The sequence below is a fragment of the Kitasatospora cystarginea genome, from assembly GCF_039533515.1.
Classification (GTDB): Bacteria; Actinomycetota; Actinomycetes; order Streptomycetales; family Streptomycetaceae; genus Kitasatospora; species Kitasatospora cystarginea.
The window spans coordinates 87,150-104,793 of record NZ_BAAATR010000018.1; the positions used below are offsets into that span (position 1 = coordinate 87,150).

The 17,644-nt window shown below is 72.2% G+C and carries 10 protein-coding genes and 1 pseudogene; 4 read left to right on the plus strand and 7 right to left on the minus strand.

Translation table 11 applies throughout. From position 1 onward, the window contains the following. Positions 1-31 precede the first annotated feature (31 nt). From ABD369_RS20725 to ABD369_RS20745, 5 genes are all read right to left on the minus strand, one after another. Positions 32-802 carry a 4'-phosphopantetheinyl transferase family protein gene (locus tag ABD369_RS20725; protein WP_344637960.1) on the minus strand — a complete coding sequence of 257 codons (771 nt, stop codon included), beginning with the start codon at positions 800-802 and terminating at the stop codon, positions 32-34. Between the two features lie 13 nt (positions 803-815). Continuing rightward, positions 816-1,784: a ketoacyl-ACP synthase III gene (locus ABD369_RS20730; RefSeq protein ID WP_344637961.1), complete on the minus strand. Its 969-nt coding sequence runs from the start codon at positions 1,782-1,784 to the stop codon at positions 816-818. Between the two features lie 29 nt (positions 1,785-1,813). Beyond that, entirely contained in the window at positions 1,814-6,586 is a 4,773-nt protein-coding gene (locus ABD369_RS20735; protein WP_344637962.1) for an SDR family NAD(P)-dependent oxidoreductase, read from the minus strand. Further along, positions 6,576-7,997: an acyltransferase domain-containing protein gene (locus tag ABD369_RS20740; protein ID WP_344637963.1), complete on the minus strand. Its 1,422-nt coding sequence runs from the start codon at positions 7,995-7,997 to the stop codon at positions 6,576-6,578. The genes ABD369_RS20735 and ABD369_RS20740 overlap by 11 nt, the downstream gene beginning before the upstream one ends. Before the next feature lie 464 nt (positions 7,998-8,461). Continuing rightward, complete coding sequence (locus ABD369_RS20745; RefSeq protein WP_344637964.1) at positions 8,462-9,169, minus strand: hypothetical protein; 708 nt, start codon at positions 9,167-9,169, stop codon at positions 8,462-8,464. Between the two features lie 344 nt (positions 9,170-9,513). Here ABD369_RS20745 and ABD369_RS20750 point away from each other — a divergent pair, with 344 nt between their 5' ends. Further along, on the plus strand, positions 9,514-10,977 hold the full coding sequence (locus ABD369_RS20750) for a hypothetical protein (RefSeq protein WP_344637965.1): 1,464 nt from the start codon (positions 9,514-9,516) through the stop codon (positions 10,975-10,977). Positions 10,978-11,213: 236 nt separating this feature from the next. Here the strand turns inward: ABD369_RS20750 and ABD369_RS20755 are convergent, their stop codons facing one another. Then, positions 11,214-11,417: a zinc-binding dehydrogenase gene (locus tag ABD369_RS20755; RefSeq protein ID WP_344637966.1), complete on the minus strand. Its 204-nt coding sequence runs from the start codon at positions 11,415-11,417 to the stop codon at positions 11,214-11,216. Positions 11,418-11,487: 70 nt separating this feature from the next. Continuing rightward, positions 11,488-13,194 carry an AMP-binding protein gene (locus tag ABD369_RS20760; protein ID WP_344637967.1) on the minus strand — a complete coding sequence of 569 codons (1,707 nt, stop codon included), beginning with the start codon at positions 13,192-13,194 and terminating at the stop codon, positions 11,488-11,490. A gap of 394 nt (positions 13,195-13,588) precedes the next feature. Here ABD369_RS20760 and ABD369_RS20765 point away from each other — a divergent pair. The 3 genes and pseudogenes from ABD369_RS20765 to ABD369_RS20775 form a co-directional block, all read left to right on the plus strand. Further along, positions 13,589-13,807 (plus strand): annotated as a pseudogene (locus tag ABD369_RS20765) (hypothetical protein); the annotation flags it as partial. Between the two features lie 136 nt (positions 13,808-13,943). Further along, positions 13,944-16,718 carry a helix-turn-helix transcriptional regulator gene (locus ABD369_RS20770; RefSeq protein ID WP_344637968.1) on the plus strand — a complete coding sequence of 925 codons (2,775 nt, stop codon included), beginning with the start codon at positions 13,944-13,946 and terminating at the stop codon, positions 16,716-16,718. A 389-nt stretch (positions 16,719-17,107) separates the two neighbouring features. Continuing rightward, positions 17,108-17,638: a sigma-70 family RNA polymerase sigma factor gene (locus ABD369_RS20775; protein ID WP_344637969.1), complete on the plus strand. Its 531-nt coding sequence runs from the start codon at positions 17,108-17,110 to the stop codon at positions 17,636-17,638. Positions 17,639-17,644 lie beyond the last annotated feature (6 nt).

Genomic DNA, 17,644 nt, shown 5'->3' on the forward strand with positions numbered 1-17,644 from the left:
ATCGCCGAGTGGTCCGGCAGGTCTGGAGCTTCTATGGGGCCCACGAAGGCCAGGTGAGAGTGTGCAGGTGCACGGGGCCGGAGAGACCGGCCGGGCGGGCGAGGGCGGCCGCCCACGCCGGCCCCAGCGGGAGATCCCGAACCTCCCAGCGCGTGCGGATACCCGGTACCCGGCCGGTGACTTCCACTGCCGTCCCGTCTCCCGCACGGCCCGGGTGAACGTCGAAGACGCGGAGGTCGGCGGCCATGCCCACCCCGGCCCCCTTCAACACGGCCTCCTTCCGGGTCCAGCAGCGCAGGAAGGCCCGGTCTCGTTGTGCGGGATCCGGGAGCGCGTCGATGTGGGCCCGCTCCGCAGGTGTGAGCACCTCCGGTGCCAGAAGCTCCGCGTCCACGCCGCCGTACCGTTCGACGTCCACCCCGACCGGATCGGCGGCGACCGCCAGCAGACCACACCCCGAGGTGTGGGAGATGCTGATCCACAGTGAGTTCCGGGGATGCGCCACCACCGGCGGACCGTGTCCCGGATCGCCGCAGCCGGGACACGGCCGGCGCCCCAACCGGACCGCGAGCGGGGGCGTTGCCAGCAGGTCGGCCAGAACGAGCCGGACCGCGACCCGGGTGGCGACGAACTGTGCCGACTTCGCGGCTGTCCGCAGTCTGGCCGCGCGTTGCCGTTCGTCCGCCGTCAGCAGGCTCAGGTGGACCGGGCCGACCGCCCGCGGGAGCGCACAGTGCCAGATGTGCACCGGACCGCCGGAGGTGAAGTCCGCCGGCGCGACCGGCCTTTCGACCGCAGTCACCGATGTCCCCGTCCTACAGCCGGAACAGCAGTCCGCCCGAGTACCAGCCGGAGCCGACTGCCAGGGCGAGCACGAGGTCACCACGCTGGAACGGGCCGGATTCGAGGTACTCGGAGAGGACGACGGGGATGGAGGCGGAACCGGTGTTGCCGCGGTCGGGGAAATTGGTGACGAACCTGCCGGGCTCGACCCCGATCGCCTCTCGGACCGGGCCGTGGACCGCATCAGTGCCCGGATGCGGTACGACCCAGTCGATGTCGTCGATGGTGAGCCCGTTCCGCTCCAGCAGAAGCCTGGCCGCGCCCGCCTGGCCGGGAACGGCGTGCCGCGGCAGGTCCGGTGAGACCTCGATCCAGCCGGTCGCGGCAGGCACGGCCACGACGCCGGACCTGGTGCCGTCGCTCACCAGCAGGGAATCCAGCAGCGCGGAACGGGACGCCGGGCCGCGCCGCAGGACCACTGCGCCCGCGGCGTCTCCGAGGGTGACGCTGCCGTACCTCGTGGGGTCGACACGGCGGGAGAACTGGTCCGCCGATACCACCAGCGCCGTCCGCCAGTCACCTGCGGAGGAAAGGAAGGCCGCCGCGGTCTGCACGCCGTGGACGAATCCGGTGCAGGCACCGCACAGGTCGAAGGCAAGGCCCCGACGGCTTCCGAGCGCCGCCGCCACCTGCGGCGCCAGATCGGGGACGTACAGCCGCTCGGTCCAGTTGGTCAGGATCAACAGGTCGATCTCGTCCGGAGCCACCGCGGCGTCGCGGATCGCCTGCCGGGCGGCCTGGAGGGCCATGTCGGCGACGGTCTCCGTGGCGCTGGATCGGTGCCGGGACTTCACGGTGATGGTGCCCACGGCGGGGTCGACGCCCTCCCCGGTGGTCTGCGCGGCGCACTCCTCCCGGTGCGGTGGGTAGTAGTGCCCGTAGCCGAGGATCGCGATGCCGGCGTCCTGCCAGTTCGGCGCCGCGGTGCTTGTGGTGGTCATGGTTCTCCTGGGGACGTCGGACGTGGGCATCAGGGCGCGGGCCGGCCGAGGGTCACAGTGGCGATCCCGCTGACCCTCGCCAGCACGAGACCGTCGGCGGTGACGGCCACCCCCTCGTTGCGCGGCGCACCGGAGTCCAGGTCGGACAGGTCGTGAGCCGAGCCGTACAACCTCAGGTCGCCCCGCTCGGTGGGCGCGTCGAACAGCTCGATCCGCCTGATCGAGCGGGGTACCCGGATCTCGGCCGGCTCGCCCGGGGCCTGGATCACCGCCAGCTGCACCAGGGCCTCCAGCACCAGCTCGGGGGTCAGCGCGTTCGGGAACCAGCGGTGCCGTGCAGCGGGGTCCAGCCGCAGCCGGCCCCGTCGTCCGTCCGGTTGCACGGACGGCTCGGCCACGGGGCGGAACATGCCGGAGAGGCGGATGCCGGGGGCATTCCCGTACAGCGGGTGGACGGCCTCACCAACCCGGGCTTCGGCAGGTTCCGGCCAGCGTGGCGCCGGCCGGGCCGCGTCACCGAGTCGCACCTCCACGCTGCCGTGCAGCTTGTCGCGGACCAGCACCCGCCCGCCGGGGGCCACGACATCGCCGGTGATCCGGACCCGGACGACGGAGTCCGCGCCTTCCCGCGCGTGCAGCCGTGCCGAGACCCGCACGGTCTGCGGTCGGTCGGGGCCCGGCACCCGGAGGAAAGCGGCCAGGACGAGGTTGTCGAAGGCGACGGGCACCATGCCCGGGAGGAGCCGGACCGCGGCCTCGGCGGCGAGTTCCGGGTAGAACGACCCGGGCAGGGTCGGCAGACCACGCACCAGGTGGTGGGTGAGGTAGCCGTCCCGTTCGAGGTCGAAGGTCCGCAGCAGGGTCACACTCTGTGCGGTCGACTCCTCGACGTGGTAGGCGGACCCGCTCCGCGCCGACGCCCGGGACGGGGCCCCGGTCGTACGGTCGCACCAGGGGAGGTAGCCGGGAGCGGTGCGCTCCAGGACCGCGCGTTCGCGGTCGCCCAACTGCACCGTGCCGACCGGGCGATCGGGTTCGGCGAGTTCGGCGAGGAAATGCCTGACCCCCTCCTGCGAGTTCATCGGGGTCAGCTCTCCCGACGTGTCCAGATAGCTGCGCCACAGCGGCCCGCTGGCGAAGCCCGCCTCGCCCCAGAGGCCGAACCCGACCGTGTACTGGTCGTGGCCGCAGGCGGCGGCGTACTGGGCCGCGCTGTGCAGGAACTCGTTGCCGGCGGCGTAGTCGGTGTCGCCCGGCTGGCCGAGGAAGCTGTTGGCCGATCCGAAGTTGCACCAGGTCAAGGGGAGTTGGTCGCCGAACGCGTTGGCCAGGTTGGTGTGGGCGAGCAGCTTGAGGTCCCGCACCGCGGTGAAGTCGGCCAGGGACTTGTTCCCGACCAGGGCGGTGCTGATGATCCCGGCCACGTTGAGCAGAAGATCGACCCGGGGCTCGGCGTGCAGCACCTGCTCGATCGCGCGGCGGACCTCGTCGGCGTCACGCAGGTCGCAGGCCAGATAGCTGACCCGGCCCTCGCCGCAGTGCTCGGTGAGTTCGTCCAGCGTGTCGCGGACCTCCCTGGCCCGCACGAGCCGTTCGAAGGCCCGGTCGGCCTGTGGCACGGTCAGGGCGTGCGGGCCAGTGGTCCGGCTCCTGATGAACTCGGCCTTTCCGGCCTCGACCGCCGCCAGATCGAGACCGTCGACCGCGGTCGACCCCAGCACGAACAGTCGTGGCGCCGCGTCGCGGGCAAGGGACTTGAGCACCTCGGCACCGATGCCCCGGGCACCGCCCGCCGCCACCACCACGGACGACCTGGTCAGCGCGGCGGGTCCGGGACGGGCGGACCGGCGTTCGGCGCGCACGAGGAGACGCTCGCCGCCCGCGTAGTAGACATCGGGCAGCAGGCGCTCCGCGTCGGCTTCCGCCCGCAGGTCCTCGGCGGCCGAGGCGAAGTCGGGCGCCTCGTGCACCACGGCGTAGACGGCGGAAGGGCCGAACTCCTGGGCGAGAACCCTGACGAAGCCGGTGAACAGTCCCGACAGGGGGTGCGGGGTGCGGTCGGACCGGATGCCGCCGAGCACCAACACCGTGAACGAATGCCCGGTCGTCCACCGTGCGGCGGCGGCCCTGGCGGCCAGGAACATGGCGTCGTGCAGTCTGAGCACGGCGCGGTGCTCCGGGCCGGCGGGGTCGAATCCCGCGGCGACCCGGCTCAGGTCGCAGACGATCTGCAGCTGGGCCGGATCCGACCCGGCCAGCAGGTCGTCGAAGGCGTCCTCGGTGAGTTCGACCTGCCGCACCGACCCGTCCCGACGGGCCACCGCGCCGTCGTGCCCGACCTCGACGACCGTCGCGCTGTTCCCGTCCAGGCCCGTCGTCGCCGCGTTGTTGGTGAGCAGGACGGCCGCAGCCGGGACGACCCGCCGCGCGGGCCGCACCGGCCGGCGCGGGTGCGGCGCGAGAGTCAGCACGTGGCGGTCCATCCGGGTCACCGCCGCTGTGGCCTCCTCGGCCGTCCCGCCGTGCCTGGATGCCGCACCGGCGGCGGGTGCCGCGCCGTCCTCCCGGCGCAGACTCAGCACGTGCGCCCGTTCCCCGGGGCCGGGGCGACGGCTGATCCGTGCCTCGGGAGCCTGGCCGAGCAGGAAGGCGACCAACTCGTCCCCGCCCTCGGCGCCCTGGAGGCCGCCGGCGGACCGTGCAGCGGGCTCGTCGGCGACGCCGACGTCCCGGATGGCCGCGAGGACCGGCAGTCCCTCCTCGGCCGCCACGCCCCGGGTGGTCACCGCGAAGAGGTAGGCGCCCTCCCGCAGGGGTTCCGGTCCGAGCGTCGCCGCCTGCCACTCGGCGAGGCTGTTGCCGCTCACCCCGCCGACCAGGGCGATCTCCAGATCGCCGAACTCCAGGTACCGGCAGGCGAGTTCGAACGCCTCCAGGAGCGAGGCTCCGCCCTGGTCGACCGTCGCGTTGAGTCCGCGCAGATCAAAGCAGTTGGCGAGGCGGCCCGCGATGACATTGGGCATCTCCCCCGGGGAGGAGTCCTCGGTGGGCGGTGGGATCAGGCCGGTGACCCTGTCGCGGAACGCGCCGAGGTATTCCTTGACCCCCGGTCCGGCGCTGGCCTCCGCCGCGACCCGCTCCACCTCGTCGAGGTGCGCGCGCAGCCGGTACAGCAGCGCACTGCGCGTGGGGCCGGCGTGCCCCACCACCACCCCCGTGCGCTCGCCCCGGCGGGAGAGCGCTGCACGGACCGCCGGGGCCAGGCGATGGACGCACTGGACCAGCATCAGTTGGGTCCGGTCGAGCCTGCGGACGGCCGGCGGCGGCAGACGCAACTCGTCGCGCCCCGGCGGCGGGTACTCGTCGCCGAACCCGGTCGCGCCGTCGGGCAGTCGGGCCGCCCACCCGACCACGACGAGGTCGTCGTGCTCGCGCCTGCGGTACGGGGAGGCAGCGGGCAGGTGCGGACCGTGCTCCCGCACCAGGAGGTGCGCATTGGTGCCGCCGAACCCGAACCCCGAGACGGCGCCGATCCGGGGGCGCCCGTCGCTGCTCCAAGCCACTGCCGCCCCGGGGACGGCCAGCCGTGAGCCGTTCAGCCCGGCCGCCTCGGACGCCGCCCGGAACCGGTGCTGAGCCGGGATCACCTGGTGGCGCAGGGCCAGCATCAGATGGATCACGGAGACCACCCCGGCCGCCCAACCGGTGTGCCCGATCAGTGACTTGTTGGACACCACCGGGACGGTGCCGCGCCCCGGGTAGCACTCGCGCAGTCCGGTGAGCTCCGCGAGGTCGCCGGCCGGGGTGCCGGTGGCATGCGCGACGATCAGCCCGACCTCCTCGGGTGACACACCGGAGTTCTCCAGCGCCCGAGTGATGGCCAGCTTCTGTCCGGCCACGGCCGGCTTGTAGATGGAGGTGCCCTTCCCGTCGGCCGACAGCCCAGAGCCGACGACCACCCCGTGGACGGTGTCGCCGTCCGCCAGGGCGCGGTCCAGCCGCTTGAGGACCACGACGGCGGCGCCGTCGGAGAACAGGACCCCGTCGGCGTCGGCGTCGAAGGAGCGGACCCTGCCGGTCGGCGAGAGGCCGCCGTTCTTGGCGAACAGCACGGACATGGTCGGCGTCAGGACGAGGGCTCCGCCGCACACCGCGATGTCGACGTCCCCGGCCAGGATCTCGCGCACGCCCAGGTCGACGGCGTAGAGGGAGGACGAGCACGCGGTGTCGATCAGGTGCACCCTGGTGTCGGCCGGCAGGATCCGGTGCACCGCGTCCCTGGCGATCCGGTGCGGCAGGTACCGGCCGGGCTCGCCGGCACGGGGGAAGTGCCGGCGCATCATCGAGCGGAGCTGCCCGGTGTCCGCCTCGTCCAGGCCGTCGGCCCCGGCGAGGAGACCGGCGGCCAGGAGGGCCTCCTCCTGGTGCTGGCTGCCGTCGGCGGTGTAGCCGAGGCAGAGGCTGTACCGGTCACCGTCGGTGCGTCGCACCTCGGCCATCGCCTGGTCGACACAGTGCCGGAGCCAGACCTGGGCGTAGTCGTCCCGGCCCGGCAGGGTGCCGGTGACGAAGCCACCCGCCTGTTGGTACGTCTTGTCCGGAGCGGACCGGTCGGAGCTGACGAAGTCGTCGGTCCGCCAACGCTGCGGCGGCGGATCGGCGAGGAGTTCCGTGCCCTCCTGGAGGAGGTTCCAGAACTGCTCCGGGCTGGTGGCGCCGGGCACGGTAAGGCCCATCCCGACCAGTGCCACAGCGTGCGACGCGTGGTTCCGGTCGGTGTTCGGAGCGGGTTCAACGCGCATGGGCGGCACTCCCCGACACCCGGGCCTCGACCCAGTCCAGCACGGCGCCCACCGTCTCGTAGGCAGCGGCCCGGGCGCCGTCCGGTTCGGCCGGCAGCCCGAAGTGACCGCGTACCCGCACCAGCAGCTCGGTCTGCTTGACCGAGTCGACGCCGAGGTCGGCTTCCAGATGGGCGTCCTCGGTGAACACCTCCTCGGGGTACTCCAGTGCCTCGGCGTAGAGAGTCCGGATCTCCGCGAGCAGCTCGGTACGGGAGCGGCCGGCCGTGGTGGGCCCGCCCGCCTCGAAGGAGGCGGGCGGGGGTACCGCAGGCCCCGGTTCAGGTGCTGCGGGAACCCCGCTCGGCGTGTCCTCGGGCCGTACGGTCACGGGTCGCGCGTCCACGGGATGCCGCGGCTCCCGGGGTGCAGAGGCCGCCGACGCGGTAAGACCCGGTTCGCGCAGGAACGCCGCCGTCTCCGCCAGGCCGCGGGCCTCGTCCCTCCCGGACAGCGGAGCCAGTGCGGTGATCTCCGGGAACGCCGCCCCGGCCAACCCGGACAGTGTGCTTCCGGCGCCCATCTCGACGAAGATCCGGGCTCCCGCACCGTGCATCCGCCGCACGGCGTCGCCGAATCGGACTGGTGTCACCAGATGCAGGCTCAGCAGCTCCGCGAGCCGGTCCGAGTCGCGGTAGAACCGGCCGAGGATCGGCGAGAACACCGGCACGGCCAGCGGACGCTGCCGCACGTCACGGATGCGGCGGAGCACTTCGACGCGCACCGCCTCCATCTCGCGACTGTGGAACGCGACCGGCGCGAGCAACCGTACGGCGGTGACCCCGATGGTGTCGGCGATCTGCTCGACCTTGCGCAGGCCGGCCAGCGGACCCGAGAGGACGACCTGTCCGGGGCCGTTGACCACGGCGATCCCCAACCTCGGCTCGGCGACCAGGTCCAGGAGCTTGCCGGCCCGATGCTCGTCGCAGGCGAGGGAGAGCATCCCGCCGGCCGACGATCCGAGCCGGGTGGTCACCGCGATCCGATGGCAGATCAACTCGGCGCCGGCGCGTGCCGAGAACGCGCCGGCGCAGACCAGCGCGGTGATCTCGCCGAGACTGTGCCCCATCAGGACAGACGTGGAAGCGTCCCGCGCCTGCAGCAGGCGGAAGACTCCGAGCGAGGTGCCGAACACGGCGAGTTGGAGGATCTCCGGGTCCTCGGTGAACAGCCCTTCGGGGCCGAGCGGGTCGCGGGCGAAGAGTCGCGGGCTCACCTCCTTGCCGAGGATGTCCCGGGCAGCCGCGTCGACCTCCGCGAAGAGGTCCCGGAGGACCGGGTCCCCGCTCGACCAGATCGCGTGCAGAGCTCCCCTGCGGTAGCCGCCCTGACCGGGGAACAACCCGACCGTGGTCTCGATGCCTGACAACACGAAGTACTCCAATGCAGTGGAACGGAGGGCGTTGGCACCCGGCGGCCGGGTACTCGGCCACTCATCCCGGACCGTGGCCGCCCCACGCCGGAGGGAGCCGAGTCCCGGCGCACCCGGGTGGCTCGCCGGGAGTCCTTACGCACGTCAGCGGCCATGGGTTCACGACGGATCCGGGAAGCCGCGCTGAGGGCCGGTTCCTCCGGCCGGACCCCCATCGGCGCGAGGGAGGCCGCCCAGCAGGAGCAGCTGGCGGAGCACCGTGACCTCGTGGCGCAGCGCGAGGTCTCGGCGTTCTCGGTCGCGACGGATCCGCCGAGCAGGGCCGGTCGTGCGAGCACCCCGGTGGCGAGCAGGCCGAAACGACGACCCGGGTGGCGAAGCGCACCATGGTGGTGACGCACGACACGCCGCCGCCCGGTCCGGCGTGGCGGCGCGCAAGCCAGGAACGCTTGACGGAGGGTCGGTCACGCGCACATCCGAACCACCAGGGACGCGGACCCGCCCAGCGCGTACACGAGGGCGCTGTAGGTGATGAACGGGAACTTCCGGTAGTGCCGGCGGACCTTCAGGAAGAACGCGCCCGCGATCAGGGACATCCCCACGGAGTACACCAGGCCGACGGGGGCCCGGTCGAACCCGGCGTATGCCAGGACGGTCACCGCGTACACGGCCGCGTTGACCACGAGGGCGGCCTGTGAGCTCCCGGCGGACGACTCGTCCGGGTTCCTGCTCTCGGTGATCAGCAGGCTCGTGTTCATCAGCAGGGCACCGGCGAAGAACATCGTGTTGCCGGTGTAGAAGTCGTTGAAGAACAGGCCGCCGCAGAGATCACCGGTGAAAGCGTCGGGATCGCAGTACTCGTTGAAGGCGGCCGAGGCGACTTCGTGCAGGCCGTTCCCGGTGGCATAGAAGTACACGCCGGTGGTGAAGAGGAGGAAGAGCCATTTCCCCTCCCTCGATCGCAGGGCCGAGAAGTCGCGGGAGACCTCCCTGAAGATCAGCGCCGGAATGATCACCGTGACGAGGATCAGTACGGTCACCTGTAGCAACTCGTGCAGGCGCAGGAAACCGTACGGTTGCAGCAGGACTTCGGTGGTGAAGGAGAAGCGCTCGACGGCGACGAGCACGACGGACAGGGAAGTGAGCGTGAACAGCAGATTCATCCTGCTCATGGCTTGCACGGCATCGAGACCTTCCGGGCTGGGGTGGTGACGGCGGGTTTCGCACGGGCTTACGCACCGCTGCGGCCTCTCGTTCAGTCGACCGCCGTCACTCGCCGCGTACGGTGCCGTCGGCGGCCGGTGTCGGTCAACGGCAGGTCGCGCCGAAGCCCTTCGGCCGGTGGGCCGGTGGTGCTGACCTGCCGCTGTGAGCGGTGGGTGCCGTGACGGGCGTGTGAGGCGGATCACGTGGATGGGCCGGGTTGTGGTTGAGGAGTTCACGGGCCGGCTCCGTAAAGGAGCGCGGACGGCTGACGGAGGAACGGGCAGCCGGTGGAACTACCTAGGGAAACGAAATGATCCGAGCACGTGCCGCGACACTGGCGGCCGTCCTGGCAGCGGGGATCGCAGCGCTGACGGGCTGTTCGCCGAGCGGGACGACCGCGAGGCCGAAGCCCGCCGAGAGCGCGACGGCGTCCTCGCCCGTCAGTTACGTGCCGGGCACGGCGCGGGAGAACAACGCACCTGCCGACACCGGGGACTTCGCCGCCGGGGCGGCGAACACGGCGGCCGCGATGAAGTGGGTGCAGCTCAGCGTGGGCGCGGCGGGTCCGCTCAATCCGGTCGTCCACAACGCCGCCGGGTTCACGCTCTACCGGTTCGACAAGGACACGGCGAAGCCGTCGAAGTCCACCTGCGATGACGCCTGCGCCACGACCTGGCCGCCGGTCCTGGTCCAGCCCGGCTCGCGGATCTTCCTGGACGGCGTGTCGCGGTCCGACGTCGGTGTCGTCAAGCGCGACGACGGGACGTTCCAGGTGACCATCGGCGGCTGGCCGGTGTACCGCTTCAGCAAGGACACCGCTCCGGCGCAGGCCAACGGCCAGGGCGTGGGCGGCACTTGGTTCGCCGTGACGCCGGAGGGCGGCAAGGCCAGCCAGTCCCGGCAGGGTACCGACGCCGATACCGGCCTGGACTACAAGAACGGCACCGCGAAGGAGAACAACGCGCCGCCGAACACCGGGGACCAGTACTCCGGGCCGCGCAACAGCCCGGAGGCGATGAAGTGGGTGCAGCTGACGGCGGGTTCGGCGGGTGGCCTGACTCCGATCGTGCACGACGGCGCCGGGTTCACGCTCTACCGGTTCGACAAGGACACGGCGAAGCCGTCGAAGTCCACTTGCAATGACGCCTGCGCCACGACCTGGCCGCCGGTCCTGGTCCAGCCCGGCTCGCGGATCTTCGTCGACGGGGTGCCGACCTCGGAGATCGGCATCGTGACCCGGGCCGACGGCACGCGTCAGGTGACGATCGGTGGCTGGCCGGTGTACCGCTTCAGCAAGGACACCGCTCCGGGGCAGGCGAATGGTGAGGGGGTCGGCGGCACCTGGTTCGCGGTGTCCCCGCACGGCGGGAAGGTGCTGCGCCCGGCCGCCGAGAGCGGTGCGCCCGCCGCGTCCGCTTCGCCGACGTCCGCCTCCGCCGCACCGAGCGCGTCCGCAGCCGCTTCGCCGAGCGCGTCCGCTGCCGCGCCGTCGAGCACGGCCGGAACCCCGGTGGCCCTCGGAAGCGGCGTGGTCACCCTTGACACCGGCGTCAACTTCACGGAGCCGAAGGGATCGGAGGCCGTCGCCGGCCCCGGTTGCAAGAACGTCCAGAAGGGGGACCAGGCCTCCTCGCTGGACCTCAGCGGCGGACCGGTCAAGATCTGGACCGGCCGCGACTGCACCGGCTCCTCGGCCGTGGTGACCTCAAGCGTTCCGGACCTCGGCGCGATCGGCTTCGACAGGAAGATCGCCTCGATCCGGTTCGGGGGCTGAGCGGTCCCGGGTGCCTGGGCCCTGTGGGCCGATCGAGCGGGACTCCGGTGCCGGGCCTGTGGCCCGGCCGGGGTCCCGCTCGGCTTTCCGGGCGTCCGGCCGATCGTCGGACACCAGCCGGTTCTCCCCGATGACCGGCGGGCTCTCGCGTCGGCACGGGCGAGCGGGTCGGGGTGTGAACGCGGACGACCGCCCGGCGCGGTGCCGGGCGGTCGTCGCAGAGATTGCCGCAGGGGTCAGGAGACGCGGACGACGATCTTCCTCCTGGCGCGCTTCGAGGCGCTGTGGCGCAGGGCGTCGACGGTCTCGTCGAGGTCGTACGCGCGGTCGATGAACGGCCGGACGGCGCCGGTGTCGACCAGGGCCGCGAGCGTCTCCAACTGCTCGCCGCTGGGGCGCATGAAGAACGGTTCGACCCGGATGCCGTGGCGGGTGGCCACCTCCTGGGCCCGTGGGACCCACACGGTGGAGACACGTCTTATGCGCGCTGCGGGCGGCGGGTTCAACGGGTCATGCCCGCAGCTCGGGGAACTGGTCGTCGCGCCACTCCAGGTCGAGTGCCGTACCGGCGTCCGCCGCCCGCTGTTCGCGCTCGCGCAGCTCGACCCGGCGGATCTTGCCGGAGATGGTCTTGGGCAGCGGATGGAACTCGACCCGGCGGACCCGGAGATACGGCGGCAGGTGCTCGCGGGCGTGCCGCAGGACGGCGAGCGCGGTCTCGCGGTCGGGCTCCCAGCCGGGGGCGAGGGAGACGTACGCCTTCGGTACGGCGAGGCGGATCGGGTCGGGTGCGGGGACGACGGCGGCCTCGGCCACGGCCGGGTGCTCGATCAGTACGCTCTCCAGCTCGAAGGGCGAGACCTTGTAGTCCGAGGCCTTGAAGACGTCGTCGCTGCGGCCGATGTAGGTGATGTGTCCGTCGGCGTCCCGGACCGCGACATCGCCGGTGCGGTAGTAACCCCCAGCCATCACCTCGGCGTTGCGCTCGGGGTCGCCGAGGTAGCCGGTCATCAGGTTGACGGGGTGCCGGGAGAGGTCGAGGCAGATCTCGCCTTCGTCGGCGGGCCCTTGGCGGACCGGGTCGACCAGCACCACCGGAACTCCCGGCAGTGGACGGCCCATCGAGCCCGGCTTGACCGGGGAGCCCGGGGTGTTGCCGACCAGCAGGGTGGTCTCGGTCTGCCCGAAGCCGTCCCGGATGGTCAGTCCCCAGGCGCGCTCGATCTGCGCGATGACCTCGGGGTTGAGCGGCTCCCCGGCCGCGACCAGCTCCCGCAGCGAACCGGGGCCGGCCGACAGGTCGGTCTGGATCAGCATCCGCCAGACCGTCGGGGGAGCGCAGAAGGTGGTGACCTCGGCCCGGTGCAGCTGCTCGACCAGGCGGGCCGGGTCGAAGCGCGAGTAGTTGTGGACGAAGATGGTCGCCTCGGCGATCCACGGCGCGAAGAAGCAGCTCCAGGCGTGCTTGGCCCAGCCGGGGGAGCTGATGTTGAGGTGGACGTCGCCCGGGCGCAGCCCGATCCAGTACATGGTCGTCAAGTGCCCGACCGGGTAGGAGACCTGGGTGTGCTCGACCAGCTTGGGCTTGCTGGTGGTGCCGGAGGTGAAGTAGACCAGCAGCGGGTCGTCGGCGGAGGTCACCGCCGTGAACGGCGCCGGCGACTCGATGGCGTACGCCTCGGTGTACGACGCCCAGCCGGGGACCGGGCCATCGACCACCAGACGCGAGTAACCGCCGGGAACCGTCGCGAACTTGGCGGTGTCGGCGGCGTTCGCCAGCACATGGCGGGCGCCCCCGCGTTCGATCCGGTCGCGCAGGTCGGCCCCGCCGAGCGCACTCGTGGTCGGCATGATCACCGCACCCAGCTTCATCACCGCGAGCATCGACTCCCACAGCTCGACCTGGTTGCCCAGCATCAGCAGCACCCGGTCGCCCCGCCGCACGCCCTGCCCGGCCAGCCAGTGTGCGACCCGGTCCGAGCGGCGGGCCAGGTCGTCGAAGCTGTACTTCGCCTCGCTGCCGTCCTCCTCCACGATCCACAGTGCGGTCGCCGGATTGCCCCGCGCGATCACGTCGAACCAGTCGACCGCCCAGTTGAACGGCCCCTTGAAGACCGGCCAGCGGAACTCCTCCAGCGCGGTCCGATGGTCTCCCAGCATCTGCAACAGCACGTCCCGCGCGGCTCGGTAAGGCTGGGTGGCGGAGTACGTCGTCACGGCAATCGGCTCCTGAGGGCAGGTGAAACGGCCGGGCCTCGGGCAGGCCCGGCGCACGGGTACCAACACCGCGCGTCGGCCAGGTGCCGCTCGGATCGGGCAGGCAGCCGCGCTGACGCACGGAACAACTGACGTGTCGACAGCCGTCCGGGTTCAATCCGGTCGTGCTCGGTCCGCGGGCCGTTCCTGTCCGAGGAGGGCCTTTCTCCAGGGTGGAGAGCGTACGCGGGCCGACCCGGCACGACAGGTGTGACTCCAGGGCGTGCATCGGCTCCTCGTCCAGACGTGCACGCGCCGCACGGCAGTGGCCGTCCAGGCCAGGTGCACCACCTTCTGACGGGTGCCCGGTCGGCGTAACTGGACAGATGATCGAAAACCGGGATAGCTGTGCCGTATGGAAGCGCACGGCGATCGTATGAACGGAAGTCTCCCGGCGGACCTCACCAGCTTCGTCGGACGTCGGCGCGAGCTCGACGAGGTGCGTCGGCTGCTGTCGGCCGCCCGGCTGGTGACCCTGACCGGCGTCGGCGGGGTCGGCAAGACCCGGCTGGCACTGCGGGCCGCCGCCGAGCTGTGGCCGGGGTTCCCGGACGGGGTGTGGGTGGAGCTGGCGTAGCGCAGCACCGTCGGTCTGAGCCAGCCACCGGGAGGTTCGCACCGGCAGCCAAGTCGATCGGCATTCTCCTCCGGTATCGTGGCCGGGCCCGTAGCCGCTGGTCAGCGGCGGTGGCGGCGAGGAGGGGAAGCGGGTGTTCGGTCGGGCGGGCGAACGGGAACGGCTCGACGGGCTCGTCCGGGAGGTGTCCGGCGGGCGGGGGCGGGCCGTGGTGTTCCGCGGTGAGCCGGGGATCGGGAAGACCACGCTGCTGGATTTGGCGGAGACCCTCTGCCGCGAGGCCGGGATGACCGTACTTCGGGGCAGCGCCAACGAGATCGAACAGCGGCTGCCGTTCGCCGCCGTGGTCGACTGCCTGGGCGCGGCCGAGCGCCCGGAGGTGGTCCGGATCCGCGTGCTGCTCCGAGGGGACGCACCTTCTGGGGCATTCCCCGGGGCCGCCGGTCAGGAGCCGCTGGTGGCCGAGGCGCTGCAGGCGCTGTTCGACGCCTGGTGTTCGACGGGCCCGGTGGCCCTGCTGCTGGACGATCTGCACTGGGCCGACCAGCCGAGTCTGGCCGTCGTCCACCGCCTGACCCGCTCGCTGGACCAGCTGCCGTTGCTCGTCGTGCTGACCAGCCGCTCCTGCGGAGAGGACAGCGGCTTTGGCCGACTGCTGGCGGCGCTCGCGGACCGCGGGGTGCCGGTGGTCGACCTGGGACCGTTGGCCGAGCCCGACGTGGCCCGGCTCGTGGCCGCGCAATCCGGTGGTCGGCCGGACGGGCGGCTGCTGAAGCACGTCGCCGGTGCCGCCGGGAATCCGCTGTACGTGAGGGAGCTGGTCTCGGGGCTGCTGGACACGGGGCAGATCAGGGTGTGCGGCCCGGTGGCGGAACTCGTTTGCGACCGGCTGGCTGTTCCCGCCTCGCTCAGTGCGGCGATCCTGCGCCGGATCGGCTCCCTGCGCGGCCCGACCCGCGAGCTGGTGGGCGTGCTCGCACTGCTGGGCAAGGGTTTCACGGCGGAGGAGATGACGGTGGCGGCGCAGCGCTCCGTGTTCGAACTGGTGGAGCCGGTGGCCGAGGCCCTCATGGCCGGAGTCCTGGAGGAGCGCGGCACCGGGCTGGCGTTCCGTCACGACCTCGTCCGCCGTGCCGTCGAGGAGAGCCACCCGCCCGCCCTCCGAGCGGCGCTCCACCAGAGGATCGGGCGCTCACTGGCCGGGGCCAACGCGCCGGCGGAACGGGTGGCCGAGCACCTGGTGATGGCTCCCCGACTGGGTGGGCAGGACGTGTCGTGGCTGCGGTCCGAGCTCGACCGGCTGCTCGCGCGTGCGCCCGGCCTCGCCATCGACCTGCTACGGCGGGGCATGGGGGAGTCGGCCGAGCGTGACCTGGAGGTCGACCTGGTCCGGGCCCTGCTGTGGGCCGGCCGGTTCGCCGAGGCCGAGGAGGAGGCGCGGTCGTTGTTGACCGGCGCCGTCCTGCCCTCGCGGTGGCGGGGGACGGTCCGGTGGTGGCTGGCCCAGGCGTACTTCCGGCAGGGGAGGCTGACGGAGTGCGAGGAGACCGTCCGTACGGCGGAGCGCGCGGACGTCCTGACACCCGGCCAGTCGGCACGCTTCCACGGGCTCGCCGCGCAGTGCAGCTATCTCCGGGCCGAGTACGACGCCGCCGAGTGGAGGGCGTCTTGGGCGGTCGCGATCGGCCGGGAGAGCGGCGACGCCGATGCCACGGCCTACGGCCTGTGCCTGCGCGCGTCCGTGCTGCTGGTCGGCCGACGCTCCGAGGAGGCGCTGGCCCTCGTCGACGAGGCGCTCGCCGCCGTGGGTGGCGGGGAGCCGGGGTCCGACGTGCAGATGGCCCCGCACCTGATCCGCGGCTACTGCCTGGTCGGCACCGACCGGCTAGCCGAGGCGCGTACGGCCTTCCGCGCCGGATCGAGGACCAACGACAGTGGCACGTTCCTGACCTGGTACCACTGCGCGCTCGCACAGTTGGAGTTCCTCCGCGGAGACTGGGAGGCCGCGCTCACCGAGGCTCAGACCGGGCTGGAGGTCCCCGACTTCCACGGGGTCGGGCCCGACCTGCGGGCGGCGGCCGCGCTCGTTCAGATACACCGGGGCCGACGTGACGAGCACACCGATTTCATTCGCGACCACGAACCGGACCTGCGCGGACGGACCGTCATCGGATACTGCCACCGCTGGGCGCACGCCATGCTGTGTGAGGCCGAGGGGGATGACGAGCGGGCGTTCCAGCTGCTGGAGTCGTTCCATCGGCGACCGGACCAGCAGGGCAGGTTCTCGGTCGCCGACTTCGTCGTCCCGGACACCGCGCGGCTGGCCCACTCGCTCGGACAAGGCGACCGGCTCCGCGCGCTGGCCGCCTCCGCCCGGGATGTCGCGGACGCGCAACCCACCGCGAGCAGAAGGGCCGTGGCCTTGCTGTGCTCCGGACTGGCGGGAGGCGATCCGACCTCGGCGGCCGAGGCGGCGGAGCTGTTCCGGGAGGCGGACCGTCCGTTGTACGCGGGCATCGCCCATGAGAGCGCCGCACTGCTGTCGGCGCGCGCGGGCCTGCGTAAGCAGGCCCGCGAGGAACTCGCCCGAGCGGTGGAGGTCTACGGCGCACTGGGTGCGGACTGGCCCGCACGCCGGGCCGAGGAGCGGCTCCGGGCCGAGGGCGTGAGGCCGGCCGGCGGACGGTCCGCGAGCACTCCGGGGACGGGTTGGGAGTCGCTCACCGCAACCGAGCGGACGGTGATCGCGATGATTGCCGAAGGGTGCTCCAACCCGCAGATCGCCGACCGGATGCACCTGTCCCGCCGGACGGTGCAGACCTACGTCTCGCGGATCCTGGCCAAACTCGGCAAGTCGTCCCGGGTCGAGCTGGCGGTGGTCGCGTCCGAGCGGGCCCGGGAGCTGTGAACGAGGCGGCGTTACCGTATGCCGTCCCTCGGCGCGCTGTCACCGGCGGCCCGAGACCACACTGGCCCGGTGCTCACCTCGACCAGCCGACCGGTGGTGGCGAGCGGTCCTTCTCCCGCTGCGTGTCGGCGCGCTGCAGGGGGAGCGACCGTCGGACGGATCGTCCGGGCGGGTATCCGGCGGAGCGGCTGTACGGTGCAGCACTCCGACCGCCTCCGCCCGCAGAACCCCGCGGTGAGGGGCGGCGACCGGGTCGTTCCGTCCTCCGCGCCCGGCACAGACAGGCAGGTGGAAGGGGTTTTCCCGGAACCAGCGCCAGTTGGCGGATGTTTCGCGCATCGACCTCGGTCAGGGTCGTCCCGAGCACCCGACCAGAGGATCGATCCACCATGAGCCACACCCGGATGTCAGACGCCGACTTCGACCAGCTCCTGACGGCGCACCACCGAGCTGTGCACGCCTACCTCGCCAAGCGCACCTTCGGTGATCGGCAGCTGGCAGAGGACCTGACCCAGGAGACGTTCGTCCGTGCGCTGAACCATCCGGAGATCCTCACAAGTGGTCAGGCGACACCGCTGCCCTGGCTGTACCGGGTGGCGCGGAACCTGCTCATCGACCATCTCCGGGCCCGCGGCAGCCGTCCGGCCGAGGTCGGCACGCCGGACCTCGCGGCTGTCGCCGGGGAGGAGGCGCTGGGGAACGAGATCGACCGGCTGCTCAACAGCTGGTCGGTCCGGCAGGCGGTGGCCTCGCTGAGTCCCGCCCACCGTGCCGTGCTCACCGAGATCCACTTCAACCACCGTTCGGTCCCCGAGACCGCCGAGCTGCTGGGAGTACCGCCGGGTACCGTCAAGTCCCGCTGCTTCTACGCGATCCGCGCGTTGCGCCTGGCGCTGGAGGAGCACGGCCTGGCGCCCTGAGCCGAC